Below are 15837 nucleotides of genomic sequence, written 5' to 3' on the forward strand. Positions count from 1 at the left end.
GGCTGCGAAGCAGTCGTAAAACCGGCGCCTCGGTATGCCTGACAAACCCGGTCGCTGACCTTGGGGCTGCCTCCGCAACCCGGCGGGAGGGTGCGACGATTCGACAAGCTCCCTCGCCACCATTGATGATCTTCAGAGATCTTTCGGCTCATGTCGCAACCCCCACCTCCCACCCAACCCGCCTACGTCCTGCATTCGCGCGCCTACCGCGAAACCAGCGCGTTGGTGGACTTCCTCACGCCGCAAGGTCGGCTGCGGGCGGTATTGCGCGGTGCACGGGGCAAGGCCGGGACGCTGGCGCGGCCGTTCGTGCCGCTGGAAGTGGAGTTCCGTGGCAAGGGGGAGCTGAAAAATGTCGGGCGCATGGAAAGCACCGGCAGCGCGACGTGGATGGTTGGCGATGCGCTGTTCAGCGGTCTCTATCTCAACGAGTTGCTGATTCGCCTTCTGCCGGCCGAAGACCCGCACCCGGCGGTGTTCGATCATTACGCCGCCACGCTGCAAGCCCTTGCCGAAGGCCGGCCACTGGAGCCGTTGCTGCGTTCCTTCGAATGGCGTCTGCTCGACGAGCTGGGCTACGGTTTTTCTCTGAGCACCGACATCAATGACGAGCCCATCGCCCCGGAGGGTCTCTATCGCTTGCAGGTGGACGCCGGGCTTGAACGGGTCTATCTGCTGCAGCCCGGTCTGTTCAATGGCGTCGAGCTGCTGGCCATGGCTGAAGCGGACTGGACTGCCCCCGGCGCGTTGTCCGCTGCCAAACGCTTGATGCGTCAGGCACTGGCTGTTCACCTGGGCGGTCGTCCCCTGGTCAGTCGCGAGCTGTTTCGCAAGCCCTGAGGGTCAGTTGACGTCTGGGCACGGCACGACGGGCGCTCACTGTGCCCAGACGTCAACAGCCCCTTCACCGTGTATGCTGTGCGCCGAATCTTTCCCTTCAGGAGCGTATCCGTGACCACCAGCAACCGCATTCTTCTTGGCGTGAACATCGACCACGTCGCCACCCTGCGTCAGGCTCGGGGCACGCGCTATCCGGATCCGGTCAAGGCTGCGCTGGACGCGGAAGAGGCGGGCGCCGATGGCATCACTGTGCACCTGCGTGAGGACCGTCGCCATATCCAGGAGCGCGACGTCCTGCTGCTCAAGGATGTGCTGCAAACCCGCATGAACTTCGAAATGGGCGTCACCGAAGAAATGATGGCGTTCGCCGAGCGCATTCGTCCGGCCCACATTTGCCTGGTGCCGGAAACCCGTCAGGAGTTGACCACCGAGGGCGGTCTGGACGTGGCGGGTCAGGAAGAGCGGATCAGGGCTGCGGTCGAACGTCTGTCGAAGATCGGCAGTGAAGTGTCGCTGTTCATCGACGCTGACGAGCGGCAGATCGCTGCCTCGAAGCGAGTGGGGGCACCGGCCATCGAGCTGCACACCGGACGTTATGCCGATGCCGAAACACCGACCGAAGTGGCCGAAGAATTGAAGCGTGTGGCGGACGGCGTGGCGTTCGGTCTGGCGCAGGGGTTGATCGTCAATGCCGGCCATGGTCTGCATTATCACAACGTTGAAGCCGTGGCGGCGATCAAGGGCATCAACGAACTGAACATCGGCCACGCGCTGGTGGCACATGCGTTGTTCGTTGGCTTCAAGTCGGCGGTCTCGGAGATGAAGGCGTTGATTCTGGCGGCGGCAAAGGCCTGAGCATCAACACAGACACTGTGGGAGCCGGCTCCCGCAGTGTTTATCAGAGCGGCGGGTTTTCCTGCGCCGGCTTGGACTTGTCGATCCCCGGCACATGCAGATTGCCTTCGGCCACCTGATCGCCCTCAAGCTGCGGCTGGGTCACCCAGGTCAGGATGTCGTAGTAGCGACGGATGTTCGCCACGAAATGCACCGGCTCGCCGCCACGGGCGTAGCCATAGCGGGTCTTGCTGTACCACTGCTTCTGCGACAGGCGCGGCAGCATCTTCTTCACATCCAGCCACTTGTCCGGATTCAGGCCTTCCCGTGACGCCAGTTTGCGCGCGTCATCCAGATGGCCGCTGCCGACGTTGTAGGCAGCCAGCGCAAACCACGTACGATCCGGCTCCTGGATCGAGTCGTCCAGTTGATCCTTCATGTAGGCCAGGTATTTGGCTCCGCCCATGATGCTCTGCTTCGGGTCCAGGCGGTTGGATACGCCCATGGCCTGCGCGGTGCTCTGGGTCAGCATCATCAGGCCGCGCACGCCGGTCTTCGACGTGACCGCCGGTTGCCACAGCGATTCCTGATAACCGATGGCCGCGAGCAGGCGCCAGTCGACTTTCTCTTTCTTTGCGTAGGTCTTGAAGTGTTGTTCGTACTTGGGCAGCCGCTGCTGCAAATGCTGGGCGAACGTCGTGGCGCCCATGTAGCCGAGGACGTCGACGTGGCCGTAATAGCGGTCCTTCAGGCGTTGCAGGGTGCCGTTTTTCTGCACCTTGTCCAGATAGTTGTTGATTTCGTTGAGCAGGCTGTTGTCTTCGCCGGCCGCCACCGCCCAGCTCTGGCTGCGGGCATCACCGAGGTCGAAAGCGACACGGATGTTGGTGAAATACACCTGATTCATCGCCACTTCGTTGGAGTCGACCAGGGTCAGGTCTATCTGGCCTTCATCGACCATGCGCAGCAGGTCGACCACTTCGACGGCGTCGGACTCTTCGTATTCGATCCCGGGATATTGGCGTTTCAGCTCGGCAAGCTGTTCGGCGTGGGTGCTGCCCTTGAGCACCATGATCTTCTTGCCGACCAGTTCACTGGCGTCGGTCGGCCGGGACTGGCCGTTGCGATAGATGATCTGCGGCGTGACTTCGAGGTAGGAGTGGGAAAAGCGCACCTGTTTCTTGCGCTGATCGCTGCTGACCAGGCCGGCGGCAGCCAGCACCGGGCCGTTGGGCTTGCCGATCTGGTCGAACAGGTCGTCGAGGTTGTCGGCGGTCTCGATCTTCAGCTCCACCCCCAAATCGTCGGCGAAGCGCTTCACCAGCTCGTATTCGAAGCCGGTCTCGCCGCTGCGATCCTGAAAGTAGGTGGCGGGGCTGTTACGGGTGATCACCCGCAGCACACCATCCTCCTTTACGCGCTCGAGGGTGTTGGGTTTATCAACACAGCCACTGAGCATCAGGAAGAGTCCGGTAGCGATCAGCCATTTGGCGTACCGCGGACGCAAAGCCGTTGGGAAAAACATGTGCGCAGTATACGCAAAGCGCAACGGGCGCCATATCTCGACAGTGGAGGGGGAGTCTGCTAGCGACTGAAAAAGCGCCCGCAACCCCGCAGGAACGGGGCCGGACAGCATTTTGTGACAGAAAAAATAAGCGGCTGTCCTGCAGGCTCGAATTCTGACTCCAGAGGCAGAAACACAGATTGAGGTCCGAGTGCAACCGTGCGTAGCGTTTCGGGTGATGTTGAGGGCGGTTTAGGCTAGAATGCACGGCCTCAAAGCACACCCCTTCCCGAGGCTGTCCCGAAGATGTTGATCCTGCGCGGCGCTCCTGCCCTTTCTGCCTTTCGCCACAGCAAACTCCTTGAGCAACTGAGCCAGAAGGTTCCAGCTGTCAGTGGCCTGTATGCTGAATTCGCTCACTTCGCCGAAGTCACCGGCGTCCTGACCGGCGACGAACAGCAGGTGCTTGCGCGCCTTCTGAAGTACGGCCCAAGCGTTCCGGTTCAAGAGCCGACCGGTCGTCTGTTTCTGGTGCTGCCGCGTTTCGGCACCATCTCGCCATGGTCCAGCAAGGCCAGCGACATCGCCCGCAACTGCGGCCTGAGCAAGATCCAGCGCCTGGAACGCGGCATCGCGTTCTATGTGGCCGGCCAGTTCAGCGAAACCGAAGCGCAGCAGGTCGCCGACGTCCTGCATGACCGCATGACCCAGATCGTTCTGGGCAACCTCGAACAGGCTGCCGGTCTGTTCAGCCACGCCGAGCCGAAGCCGTTGACCGCCATCGACATCCTTGGCGGTGGTCGCGCCGCGCTGGAGAAGGCCAACGTCGAGCTGGGTCTGGCCCTGGCCGAAGACGAGATCGATTACCTGGTCAACGCCTTCAACGGTCTCAAGCGCAACCCGCACGACATCGAACTGATGATGTTCGCCCAGGCCAACTCCGAGCACTGCCGCCACAAGATCTTCAACGCCAGTTGGGATATCGACGGCGAGAGCCAGGAAAAAAGCCTGTTCGGCATGATCAAGAACACCTATCAGATGCACAGCGAAGGCGTGCTGTCCGCATACAAGGACAATGCCTCGGTGATCGTCGGCAACGTCGCCGGCCGCTTCTTCCCGGATCCGGAGACCCGCCAGTACGGTGCGGTGCAGGAGCCGGTGCACATCCTGATGAAGGTCGAGACCCACAACCATCCGACGGCGATCGCTCCGTTCCCGGGTGCTTCCACCGGTTCCGGTGGCGAGATCCGCGACGAAGGCGCAACCGGTCGTGGCGCCAAGCCGAAGGCCGGCCTCACCGGTTTCACCGTATCCAACCTGCAGATTCCGGGCTTTGAACAGCCGTGGGAAGTGCCGTACGGCAAGCCTGAGCGCATCGTCAACGCGCTGGACATCATGATCGAAGGCCCGCTGGGTGGCGCCGCGTTCAACAACGAATTCGGCCGTCCGGCCCTGACCGGCTACTTCCGTACCTTCGAACAGTCGATCACTACGCCGCACGGTGACGAAGTCCGCGGCTACCACAAGCCGATCATGCTCGCTGGCGGCATGGGCAACATCCGTGAGCAGCACGTGCAGAAAGGCGAGATCGTGGTCGGCTCCAGGCTGATCGTGCTCGGCGGCCCGGCGATGCTGATCGGCCTGGGCGGCGGTGCTGCCTCTTCCATGGCCACTGGCGCCAGTTCGGCGGATCTGGACTTCGCTTCGGTTCAGCGTGAAAACCCTGAAATGGAACGTCGCTGCCAGGAAGTCATCGACCGTTGCTGGCAACTGGGTGACAAGAACCCGATCAGCTTCATCCACGACGTGGGTGCGGGCGGTCTGTCCAACGCCTTCCCGGAACTGGTCAACGACGGTGACCGTGGTGGCCGTTTCGAACTGCGCAACATTCCAAACGACGAGCCGGGCATGGCCCCGCACGAAATCTGGTCCAACGAGTCCCAGGAGCGTTACGTGCTGGCGGTCGCTCCGGCCGACTTCGAGCGCTTCAAGGCCATCTGCGAACGTGAGCGCTGCCCGTTCGCCGTCGTCGGTGAAGCCACCGCCGAGCCGCAACTGACCGTGACCGACAGCCACTTCGGCAACAGCCCGGTGGACATGCCGCTGGAAGTGCTGCTGGGCAAACCGCCGCGCATGCACCGTTCGGTGGTCCGCGAAGCCGAACTGGGCGATGATTTCGATCCTTCGACCCTGGACATCGCCGACAGCATCGAGCGCGTCCTGCATCACCCGGCCGTGGCGAGCAAGAGCTTCCTGATCACCATCGGCGACCGCACCATCACCGGCCTCGTGGCCCGTGACCAGATGGTCGGCCCATGGCAGGTTCCGGTGGCCGACGTGGCCGTTACCGCCACCAGTTTCGACGTGTACACCGGCGAAGCGATGGCGATGGGCGAACGCACCCCGCTGGCACTGCTGGACGCCCCGGCGTCGGGCCGTATGGCCATCGGCGAAACCCTGACCAACATTGCCGCTTCGCGCATCAACAAGCTCTCCGACATCAAACTGTCGGCGAACTGGATGTCCGCAGCCGGCCACCCGGGCGAAGACGCGCGTCTGTATGACACCGTGAAAGCGGTCGGCATGGAACTGTGCCCCGAGCTGGGTCTGACCATTCCGGTGGGCAAGGACTCGATGTCCATGGCCACCCGCTGGAACGACAACGGCGAAGACAAGACCGTCACCTCGCCGATGTCCCTGATCGTGACCGGTTTCGCGCCAGTGGCTGACATCCGTCAGACCCTGACGCCGGAATTGCGCATGGACAAGGGCACCACCGATCTGATCCTGATCGACCTCGGTCGCGGCCAGAACCGCATGGGCGCCTCGATTCTCGCTCAGGTTCACGGCAAGCTCGGCCAGCAGGCTCCGGACGTCGATGACGCCGAAGATCTGAAAGCCTTCTTCGCCGTGATCCAGGGCCTCAACGCCGACGGTCACCTGCTGGCGTACCACGACCGTTCCGACGGTGGTCTGCTGACCTCCGTGATGGAAATGGCCTTCGCCGGCCACTGCGGTCTGAACCTGAACCTGGACAGCGTTGCGCAAAACTCGGCAGAAATCGCCGCCATCCTGTTCAACGAAGAACTGGGTGCGGTGATCCAGGTCCGTCAGGACGCGACTCCGGGCATCCTCGCGCAGTTCAGCGCTGCCGGTCTGGGCGACTGCGTTTCGGTGATCGGTCAGCCGATCAACAACGGCCAGATCATCATCACCTTCAATGGTGAAACCGTGTTCGAGGGTCAGCGTCGTCTGTTGCAGCGTCAGTGGGCCGAGACCAGCTACCAGATCCAGCGTCTGCGTGACAACGCCGACTGCGCCCGGCAGGAGTTCGATGCACTGCTGGAAGAAGACAACCCGGGCCTGGGCGTCAAGCTGAGCTACGACGTCAACCAGGACATCGCTGCGCCTTACATCAAGAAAGGCATCCGCCCTCAGGTTGCCGTGCTGCGTGAGCAGGGCGTCAACGGTCAGGTGGAAATGGCCGCCGCGTTCGACCGCGCCGGTTTCAGCGCGATCGACGTGCACATGAGCGACATTCTGGCCGGCCGTGTCGACCTGAACGAGTTCAAGGGGCTGGTGGCCTGCGGTGGTTTCTCCTACGGCGACGTACTCGGCGCCGGTGAAGGCTGGGCCAAGTCCGCACTGTTCAACAGCCGTGCCCGCGATGCGTTCCAGGGTTTCTTCGAGCGCAACGACAGCTTCACCCTCGGCGTGTGCAACGGTTGCCAGATGATGTCCAACCTGCACGAGCTGATCCCGGGCAGCGAGTTCTGGCCGCACTTCGTGCGCAACCGCTCCGAGCAGTTCGAAGCGCGGGTGGCGATGGTGCAGGTCCAGGAGTCGAACTCGATCTTCCTGCAGGGCATGGCCGGTTCGCGCATGCCGATCGCCATCGCTCACGGTGAAGGCCATGCCGAATTCGAAAGCGAAGAGGCGTTGCTGGAAGCCGATCTGTCCGGTTGCGTGGCGATGCGGTTCGTCGACAACCACGGCAAGGTCACCGAAGCCTACCCGGCCAACCCGAACGGCTCGCCCCGCGGGATCACCGGCCTCACCAGCCGCGACGGTCGCGTGACGATCATGATGCCGCACCCGGAGCGTGTGTTCCGCGCCGTGCAGAACTCGTGGCGCTCGGAAGACTGGACCGAAGACGCTCCGTGGATGCGCATGTTCCGTAACGCGCGTGTGTGGGTGAACTAAGCGCCGTGTACAAGCTCGCGTTTTTTGTTCCCGACAGCCATGTCGAGGTGGTCAAGGACGCCGTATTCGCTGCCGGTGGCGGGCGAATCGGTGACTATGACCGCTGTGCGTGGCAGGTGCCTGGATCGGGTCAGTTTCGGCCTTTGGACGGCAGTCAGCCGTTCATTGGTGAAGCTGGGCAGGTCGAGCGGGTCGAGGAGTGGAAGGTCGAGCTTGTCGTGGGCGATGAGTTGATTCGTGGGGTGGTGGCGGCTTTGAAGTCCAGCCATCCTTACGAGACGCCGGCTTATGAGGTTTGGCGGTTGGAGGATTTTTGATCTTCCTTGCCGTTTGAACAGAAAACCCGCTGAGAGTGATTTCAGCGGGTTTTTTGGTTTTTGGGGTCGAACGGCGCTGCGCGCCCACCCCGGATAAATCCCTCCACTCAGCCTGCCGATGGGGCCAGCACGTCAAAAGCGGTACTCGAGCTGACGCTCATCGTGTTGAGTGGTGGACCTATACCTTCGCACTCACCTCACTGCGATTAACCAACCCCTCCAGCGCCGCACTCAAACTCTGCGCCCGCTCACCCACCAGCAGGTGCCAGACGCCATCTTCCAGCGCGCTCACGCCCAGACATCCAAGCTCTTTCAATCGGCTTTCCGACAGCGCCTTCCCATCGGCCAGTTGCAGGCGAATCCGGCTCATGGCGATGCAGTCCAGTTGCAGCACGTTGTCGCTGCCGCCCAGAGCAGTCAGCCATTGCTGTGCGAGCGGTGCAGCGACTGCAACCGGTTCGCTGGTTTCGATGGCTGCGGCAGGCCCAGCCACCACGGCACGGCCCAATGCGGGCATCGCCAGTCGAATTTCATCGGCAATGCTGTCGGCCATCGGCCCGACGACCACTTGCAGACTGCCGCCCTTGCCCGGACGCACAACGGCCATCGCGCCCAGTGCTTTCAGATCGGCATCCGACGCTTTGTTGCGATCCACCATTTCCAGTCGCAGCCGCGTGGTACACGCGCCAACCGTCACCAGATTCTCTGCGCCACCGAGGGCCTTGATGTACGCGCCGGCGCGCTCGTTTTCGGTCAGCACCGCTTTGTCGGCGATGGCAACGTCTTCGCGCCCCGGCGTCTTCAGGTTGAACCGACGGATGCAGAAATTGAACACCGCGTAATAGATGACCGCATAGGCCAGGCCTACCGGAATCACCAGCCAGCCATTGGTGGACCTGCCCCAGCCGAGCACCATGTCGATGAAGCCGCCGGAGAAGGTGAAACCCAGATGAATGTTCAGCGCGTTGGTGATCGCCATCGACAGGCCGGTCAGCAGCGCATGCACCAGATAAAGCAGCGGAGCCAGGAACATGAAGGCGAATTCGATCGGTTCGGTAACGCCGGTCAGGAATGAAGTCAGGGCCATCGACAGGAAGATCCCGCCCATCACCTTGCGCCGTTCCGGCAGGGCGTTGCGGTACATTGCCAGGCACGCGGCGGGCAGGCCGAAGATCATCATCGGGAACATGCCGGTCATGAACTGGCCGCCTTTCGGGTCACCGGCGAAGTAACGCGACAGGTCGCCGGTGACCAGGGCGCCGGTGGTCGGGTCGGTGAAGTTGCCGAACACGAACCACGCCATGTTGTTGAGGATGTGGTGCAGGCCGGTGACGATCAGCAGGCGGTTGAACACGCCGAAGACGAAGGCGCCGAAGCTGCCGCTTTCCATCATCAGGCTGCCGAAGCTGTTGATGCCGTGCTGGATCGGCGGCCAGATATAGCCGAACAGCACGCCCAGGCCCACCGCCGCAAAACCGGTGACGATCGGCACGAAGCGTCGTCCGCCGAAGAAGGCGAGGTATTCCGGCAGCTTGATGTCCTTGAAGCGGTTGTACAGCGCGCCGGCCATCAGGCCGCTGACGATCCCGGCGAGCATGCCCATGTTGATGCTGGCGTCGAGCACCTTCAGCGTGGAGATCATCACCAGGTAACCGATCACCCCGGCCAGGCCTGCGGTGCCGTTGTTGTCCCTGGCGAACCCCACCGCGATGCCGATGGCGAAGATCATCGCCAGGTTGGCGAAGATCACTTGACCGGCATCGTGGATGATCGCGACGTTCAAGAGGTCGGTGTCGCCCAGACGCAGCAGCAGACCGGCAATCGGCAGGATCGCGATGGGCAGCATCAGCGCCCGGCCAAGGCGTTGCAGGCCTTCGATGAAGAGTTGGTACATGGCGTTTGTCCTTGTTGTTTTTGTCAGCGCAGTGGCCAATGTTGATGACAGGCATGCCGCACGGCGGCGGCGCTGCTCAGCTTGAGCAGGTCACGGGCGAGGCGTTGGCATTCGGCTTCGTGCAACTGGCGCACGCGATCCTTGATTTCACCAATTTGTACCGGGCTCACCGACAGTTCGGTCACGCCCAGACCGATCAACACCGGTGTCGCCAGCGGATCGCTAGCCAGTGCGCCACAGACGCCGACCCAACGCTTGTGCACCGCCGCACCTTCGCAGGTCATGGCGATCAGACGCAGCAGCGCCGGGTGCATGGCATCGACCCGAGCGGCGAGGCCGGCATGGTCGCGGTCCATGGCCAGGGTGTATTGCGACAGGTCATTGGTGCCGATGGACAGGAAGTCGGCATGTTCGGCCAGTTGTTCGGCCTGAAGCGCGGCGGCCGGGACTTCGATCATCACACCGATTTCCGGACGCTGGCTGACACCCAGTTCCAGACACAGCGCATCGACCCGCTGGCGGATGTGCAACAGTTCGTCGACTTCGGTGACCATCGGCAGCAGGATCCGGCAGCGCTGCAGCGGGCTGACTTGCAGCAGGGCGCGCAGTTGCTGATCGAGGATTTCCGGGCGGGCCTGGGCCAGGCGGATACCGCGCAGACCCAGCACCGGGTTGGCTTCCACCGGCAGTGGCAGGTAATCGAGTTGTTTGTCGCCGCCGACGTCGATGGTGCGGATGATCACCGATTTGTCGCCCATGGCATCGATCACGGCCTGGTAAGCGCTGCGTTGCTCTTCGACGTCCGGCGCGGTGTGGCGGTCGACGAACAGGAATTCGGTGCGCAACAGGCCAACACCATCGGCGCCGTTGGCGAACGCGTCTGCCGCTTCATGGCTGGACGCGACATTGGCGACCACTTCGATGGCCACGCCGTTGCGGGTTTCGGCCGGGAGATGGGCCTGGAGTTGCTGGGCTTCACGTCGTTGCTGACGGTCCCGTTGCGCTTGTCGGACGTCGGCCAGACGCTCGGCGTTCGGTGTCAGTTCGAGACGACCGCCGTCAGCATCGAGGACCACGGACTGGCCCTGGGCCTGATCGAGTAACGCCGAGCCCAGGGCGACCAGGCACGGCAGGCCTTTGCCCCGGGCCAGAATCGCCACGTGGGACGTCGCGCCCCCTTCGGCCATGCACAAACCGGCGACGCCTTGCGCACTCAGTTGCAGCAGGTCCGAAGGGGTCAGTTCGTGGGCGGCGACGATGGCGCCGGGCGGCACTTCGTAATGCCAGGCTTCGCCGAGCAGCGCGCGCAGCACCCGTTGTTTCAAGTCGCGCAGGTCATTGGCACGTTCGGCCAGCAGCGGGCTGCCAGTGTTTTGCAGCACTTCGCATTGCGTATCGATGGACAGGCTCCAAGCGTGGGTCGCCGCGGTGCCTTTGGCAATCGATCGTTGCGCGGCGTCGAGCAGGGCCGGGTCTTCCAGCAATGCCAGATGCGCGGCAAAGATCGCTTCCTCGTCAGCGTTACGCTGCTTTTTCGCCTGGGTGAGGGTTCCGTCGATTTCACTGCGAACCTGATTCAGCGCCGTATCGAGATTCTGCAATTGTTGCTCGGGCTGATGGTTGCCGGAGTCCGCCGGCAGGCTGATGGCATTCAAGCGAAACAGCGGCCCGCCCACCAGGCCCGGTGCGGCGCAAACACCCCGCAACACGCCGGCCTCGGCCGGGCGATGGCGGGGGGCGGCTACGGGGGGCGCCGCGTGCTGATCGTCGGGCAGCGCGGTGGTCAGTGCAGTGAGCAAGGCTTGCAACGCCGCTTGCGCATCGGAACCCTGGCAACTGACCTGCACTTCATCCTGCTCGCCAATGGCCAGCCCCATCAGGCCGATCAGGCTGTTGCACGGTGCTGACTTGCCGGCGAAATGCAGTTGCGACTGGCTCTTGAAACCCAGCGCCGTCTGGCGGATCAACGCCGCCGGGCGTGCATGCAGACCGCCACGGTGGGCGACCCGCACGTGGCCATGAACTTCCGGGCCGGAGGGTTCTTCTGCGTTCGCTGCTACGCTGCGGCGAGCGACGATGTGCAGCAGCGGCTCGCCGGTTTTTACCGTTTTCAGGGTGATGGGCCGCGCCTGGAAATCCTGGCTGTTAGTCAGGATCAGCAGACTGATCAGGCTTTTGCATCGGCGACCGACCTTGTCAAGGTCATAGCGCACCAGCGGCTGGCCACTGCTGACCCGCGTGCCTTCCTTGACCAGCATCGAGAAGCCCTCGCCCTGCAACTCGACGGTGTCGAGCCCCAGATGCAGGAGGATTTCCGCGCCGTTGTCGGCACGCACGGTCAGTGCGTGACCGGTACGGGCGACGTGGATCACCACACCGGCGCAAGGTGAATACAAGGTGTCGTTCAACGGATCGATGGCAATGCCGTCGCCCATTGCGCCACTGGCGAACACGGCATCCGGAACTTTAGCGAGCGTGAGCACCGGGCCGCTGAGCGGGGCGCTTAAAGTCAGCTCTTTATTGTTGTTGTGCATGGCTCGGTCTCATCAGGAAAACGTTCGGTTCGGACTCAGTGCGTACGAGTGACTTTGCTCAGGTGGCGCGGCTGATCCGGGTCCATGCCGCGGGCCACGGCCAGGTGGGCGGCCATCACGTAGAAACTCTGGATCGCCAGGATCGGATCGAGCGCCGGGTGTTCGGCGCGGCTCAGGGTGAGGTCGCGTTCGAGCACGTCATCCGGTGCGGCCAGCAGCACGCGTGCTCCGCGCTGGCGCATTTCCGCCGCCAGGCTCAGCAGGCCGGCCTGCTCGGCACCGCGCGGGGCGAAGACCAGCAGAGGATAGTTTTCATCGATCAGCGCCATCGGGCCGTGACGCACTTCGGCACTGCTGAAGGCTTCGGCCTGGATCGCCGAGGTTTCCTTGAATTTCAGCGCGGCTTCCTGAGCGATGGCGAAACCGGCGCCACGGCCGATCACCATCAAGCGTTCGCAACCGCGCAGGGCGTCGATGGCCGCGCTCCAGTCCTGTTGCGCGGCTTCGCGCAAGCCTTCCGGGAGAGCGTCATGTGCCTCGAGCAGTTCGCTGTCTTCCTTCCAGTGCGCGATCAGGCGGGCGCTGGCGCTGAGGGTGGCGATGAAGCTTTTGGTCGCGGCGACACTGCTTTCGGTGCCGGCCAGCAGCGGCAGGCTGAATTCGCACGCGGCCTCCAGCGGCGAATCAGGGGCGTTGACCATCGACACGCTCAGGGCACCACGTTTGCGCAGCAGACGCAGGCTGTTGACCAGATCCGGGCTCTGGCCTGACTGGGAAAACGCGAACGCGACCTGACCGCTGACCTTCAACGGCGCCTGCTGCATGGTCACCACCGACATCGGCAGCGAGGCCACCGGAATCCCCAGTTGCTGCATGGTCAGGTAGGCGAAGTAGCTCGCCGCATGATCGGAACTGCCACGGGCGACGGTCATCGCCACTTGTGGCGGCTGACGGCGCAGACGACCGGCGATCTCGATCATCGAAGCATCGAGCTGTTGCAGTTGGGCTTGTACGGCCTCGAACGAGGACAGCGCCTCCTCAAGCATTTTTGAAGTCAATGTCTTCTCCTTCGACCATGACGGCGGTCAGTGTGAGTGAGCGATCCAGCCGCACGCAGTCGGCCCGGGCGCCGGGTTGCAGGCGCCCGCGTTCGGTGATGCCGAGGTAGTCGGCGGGGAATTGCGAAAGACGTTGCGAGGCCTCGGCGAGCGGCAGACCGATCTTCACCAGATTGCGCAAGGCCTGATCCATGGTCAGGGTGCTGCCGGCCAGCGTGCCGTCCGGCAGGCGCACGCCGCCCAGGCATTTGGTGACCGTGTGGCTGCCAAGCTTGTACTCACCGTCGGGCATGCCGGCGGCGGCGGTCGAATCGGTGACGCAATACAGGCAAGGGATCGAACGCAGGGCGACGCGGATCGCGCCGGGATGCACGTGCAGCAGGTCCGGAATCAGCTCGGCGAATCTGGCGTGGGCGAGTGCGGCGCCGACGATGCCCGGTTCGCGGTGATGCAGCGGGCTCATGGCGTTGTACAAATGGGTGAAACTGGTGGCGCCGGCTTCAAGGGCGGCGACACCTTCCTCGTAACTGCCGAGGGTGTGACCGATCTGCATGCGAATGCCACGGCGGCTCAGTTCACGAATCAAGTCGTCGTGACCGGAGATTTCCGGGGCGATGGTGATTACCCGGATCGGCGCCAGCGCCAGATACGCTTCGACTTCAGCCATCAACGCGGTGTGGGCGAAATTCGGCTGTGCGCCAAGTTTTCCTGGATTGATGTACGGGCCTTCGAGGTGAACGCCGAGAACCCGGGCGCAGCCCTTCGGCCGCTGTTCGCAGAATTCGCCGACATCCTTGAGCACGCTGGCGATCTCGGCACTCGGCGCGGTCATGGTGGTGGCCAGCAGCGAGGTGGTGCCGAAACGCACATGGGTTCGGGTGATGGTTTCGAAAGCGCTGGCACCTTCCATGATGTCTTTGCCGCCACCGCCATGGACGTGCAGGTCGATGAAACCCGGCAGCAGATAAGGCAGGTCGTTGTCCGCCGGATCACAGGGCGTGCCTTCGATGGACACGATTCTGCCGTGTTCGTGGATCAGCCGACCGCGAATCCAGCCGTCAGCGGTGAGGATGTTGTCTTCGGACATTTCGCTTCTCTCGTTTGGCCTGGCTGCCGGTCAGCGGCGCAGCTCTGCAACAAAGTCGTAGTAGTCGTTGCGGCAATAGGTATCGGTGACTTCGATCGGCGTGTTGTCTTCCAGGTAGCCGACCCGGGTCATCAGCAGCATCGCGGTGCCGGGGGCGATGCCGACCAGCGCGGCGAATTCGTCCGACGCATTGATGGCCTGAATGTGCTGCAAGGCGCGGACGACCGGTTTGCCGATGCTGTCGAGGTGTTCATAGAGCGAGTCGCCCACCACTTGAGGCCTGGGCATGATCGAGGCGGGCAGGGTGCTCATTTCGATGGCCATCACGGTGTCGTCGGCCTTGCGCAGGCGTTTCATGCGCGCCACCTTGTCGTTCGGCGACAGGCCCAGGCGGATCAGTTCTTCGTGGGTCGGCAGGGTGATTTCCCGCTCGAGCCATTGCGAGCCGGGCACGAAGCCCTTGAGACGGAGCATTTCGCTGAATCCCGACAGGCGTGACAGCGGTTGTTCAAGGCGTGGGGTGATGAACGTGCCGGAGCCTTGCAGGCGGCGGATCAGACCCTGGTCGAGCAGGACTTCCAGCGCTTTGCGGGCGGTGACGCGGGAAATGCCCAATTGCTCGCTGAGGTGGCGTTCGGACGGCATCGCCTGCTCGGCTTTCCACTGCCCGGCATGGATCGCCGATTCCAGATTACGCGCCAGTTGCAGGTACAGCGGCGTAGGCTGAGAGTCGTCCGGGCGTAGGGCGTGGAGGTCATTCATGTAGGCGATTTCCGGCGAGAGTATAGGATTGTTGTGGCTCGCTTCTCGGGCGGAAATTAATACCACTTCAATACCATGTCAACGCAGTGGATTGGCCGTAAGCCCCATGAAATCGAGGGTTCAGGGCGGGGTGTTTTCAAGTGGTATTAGTGGTGGGCTGTAAAAAGCAAAAGATCGCGGTCTGCGCCAGTACCGGCTAATCAGAGTGGTATCACTCCTGCCGGTGCTGCCGAAAACGGCGATCTCTTGAATTATTTTTTTGATGGCGACCAGTGGTCGGGCGTTACGGGCGGATCTCGATCATCGTACCGTCCGGCACCAGGCCCCAGACTTCGCGCATGTCCATGTTGCGCATGGCAATGCAGCCGTCGGTCCAGTCCAGGGTATGGAACAGGTCTTCGGGGGTTTCTTCCGAGTCCGGCGTGCCGTGGATCATGATCATCCCGCCGGGCTCGACGCCTTCACGCCGGGCACGCGCCGAATCGCTGATGTTCGGGTAGGAGATGTGCATGGCCAGATTGAATTTTTCGCTGACCTTGCGCCAGTCGATCCAATAGAGCCCTTCAGGTGTGCGTTTGTCGCCTTCGATCAGCTTCGGACCTTTCTTCGCGCCTTTGCCCAGAGAAATGCGATAGGTCTTGATGGGTTTGCCGTTGGCGATCAATTGCAGTTGATGAGCGGATTTGAGCACCAGGATTTTTTCGATCATCGGCGTGTTCGAAGGCGTCACGGTGGTCACGAATGACGCTTGGGAAACAGTGACGAACGACAGACAGAACAGGGCAAGCAACCAGCGCATTGAAA

General features: G+C 62.7%; 11 protein-coding genes. 4 read left to right on the forward strand and 7 right to left on the reverse strand.

What is annotated here, in order from left to right; translation table 11 throughout:
- The first annotated feature begins 150 nt into the window (after positions 1-150).
- Entirely contained in the window at positions 151-840 is a 690-nt protein-coding gene (gene recO / locus NWV16_RS05845) for a DNA repair protein RecO (protein WP_260522315.1), read from the forward strand.
- 111 nt (positions 841-951) lie between these two features.
- Complete coding sequence (pdxJ, locus tag NWV16_RS05850) at positions 952-1695, forward strand: pyridoxine 5'-phosphate synthase (protein ID WP_007957371.1); 744 nt, start codon at positions 952-954, stop codon at positions 1693-1695.
- Positions 1696-1738: 43 nt separating this feature from the next.
- Here pdxJ and mltF read toward each other — a convergent pair whose 3' ends face one another.
- Entirely contained in the window at positions 1739-3199 is a 1461-nt protein-coding gene (gene mltF / locus NWV16_RS05855; protein WP_082302468.1) for a membrane-bound lytic murein transglycosylase MltF, read from the reverse strand.
- A gap of 285 nt (positions 3200-3484) precedes the next feature.
- Between mltF and purL the strand changes: the two genes are divergently transcribed.
- Positions 3485-7381 (forward strand): phosphoribosylformylglycinamidine synthase, encoded by a 3897-nt coding sequence (gene purL / locus NWV16_RS05860; protein ID WP_260522316.1) that lies wholly within the window; start codon positions 3485-3487, stop codon positions 7379-7381.
- A 5-nt stretch (positions 7382-7386) separates the two neighbouring features.
- Positions 7387-7698 (forward strand): YqfO family protein, encoded by a 312-nt coding sequence (locus NWV16_RS05865; RefSeq protein WP_260522317.1) that lies wholly within the window; start codon positions 7387-7389, stop codon positions 7696-7698.
- A 178-nt stretch (positions 7699-7876) separates the two neighbouring features.
- Here the strand turns inward: NWV16_RS05865 and nagE are convergent, their stop codons facing one another.
- The 6 genes from nagE to NWV16_RS05895 form a co-directional block, all read right to left on the reverse strand.
- Complete coding sequence (gene nagE / locus NWV16_RS05870; protein WP_260522318.1) at positions 7877-9592, reverse strand: N-acetylglucosamine-specific PTS transporter subunit IIBC; 1716 nt, start codon at positions 9590-9592, stop codon at positions 7877-7879.
- Positions 9593-9615: 23 nt separating this feature from the next.
- The gene (gene ptsP, locus NWV16_RS05875; RefSeq protein WP_260522319.1) at positions 9616-12126 is read right to left on the reverse strand and encodes a phosphoenolpyruvate--protein phosphotransferase; all 2511 of its coding nucleotides are present in this window, start codon (positions 12124-12126) and stop codon (positions 9616-9618) included.
- 35 nt (positions 12127-12161) lie between these two features.
- Positions 12162-13172: an SIS domain-containing protein gene (locus NWV16_RS05880; RefSeq protein WP_260523485.1), complete on the reverse strand. Its 1011-nt coding sequence runs from the start codon at positions 13170-13172 to the stop codon at positions 12162-12164.
- Complete coding sequence (gene nagA, locus NWV16_RS05885) at positions 13165-14271, reverse strand: N-acetylglucosamine-6-phosphate deacetylase (RefSeq protein ID WP_260522320.1); 1107 nt, start codon at positions 14269-14271, stop codon at positions 13165-13167. Before nagA ends, NWV16_RS05880 begins: the two co-directional genes overlap by 8 nt.
- A 30-nt stretch (positions 14272-14301) precedes the next feature.
- On the reverse strand, positions 14302-15033 hold the full coding sequence (locus NWV16_RS05890) for a GntR family transcriptional regulator (protein WP_260522321.1): 732 nt from the start codon (positions 15031-15033) through the stop codon (positions 14302-14304).
- Between the two features lie 283 nt (positions 15034-15316).
- Positions 15317-15832: a murein L,D-transpeptidase family protein gene (locus tag NWV16_RS05895; RefSeq protein WP_260522322.1), complete on the reverse strand. Its 516-nt coding sequence runs from the start codon at positions 15830-15832 to the stop codon at positions 15317-15319.
- Positions 15833-15837: the final 5 nt, after the last annotated feature.

It is taken from the genome of Pseudomonas sp. BW7P1 (assembly GCF_024981055.1).
In the GTDB taxonomy this organism is placed as follows: domain Bacteria; phylum Pseudomonadota; class Gammaproteobacteria; order Pseudomonadales; family Pseudomonadaceae; genus Aquipseudomonas; species Aquipseudomonas bananamidigenes.

What these genes read in the sequence shown, in the direction of transcription:
- NWV16_RS05895 (WP_260522322.1), bottom strand. Translation starts at nt 15,832, where the DNA reads ATGCGCTGGTTGCTTGCCCTGTTCTGTCTGTCGTTCGTCACTGTTTCC.
- NWV16_RS05890 (WP_260522321.1), bottom strand. Translation starts at nt 15,033, where the DNA reads ATGAATGACCTCCACGCCCTACGCCCGGACGACTCTCAGCCTACGCCG.
- recO (WP_260522315.1), top strand. Translation starts at nt 151, where the DNA reads ATGTCGCAACCCCCACCTCCCACCCAACCCGCCTACGTCCTGCATTCG.
- mltF (WP_082302468.1), bottom strand. Translation starts at nt 3,199, where the DNA reads ATGTTTTTCCCAACGGCTTTGCGTCCGCGGTACGCCAAATGGCTGATC.
- nagA (WP_260522320.1), bottom strand. Translation starts at nt 14,271, where the DNA reads ATGTCCGAAGACAACATCCTCACCGCTGACGGCTGGATTCGCGGTCGG.
- ptsP (WP_260522319.1), bottom strand. Translation starts at nt 12,126, where the DNA reads ATGCACAACAACAATAAAGAGCTGACTTTAAGCGCCCCGCTCAGCGGC.
- nagE (WP_260522318.1), bottom strand. Translation starts at nt 9,592, where the DNA reads ATGTACCAACTCTTCATCGAAGGCCTGCAACGCCTTGGCCGGGCGCTG.
- purL (WP_260522316.1), top strand. Translation starts at nt 3,485, where the DNA reads ATGTTGATCCTGCGCGGCGCTCCTGCCCTTTCTGCCTTTCGCCACAGC.
- NWV16_RS05880 (WP_260523485.1), bottom strand. Translation starts at nt 13,172, where the DNA reads ATGCTTGAGGAGGCGCTGTCCTCGTTCGAGGCCGTACAAGCCCAACTG.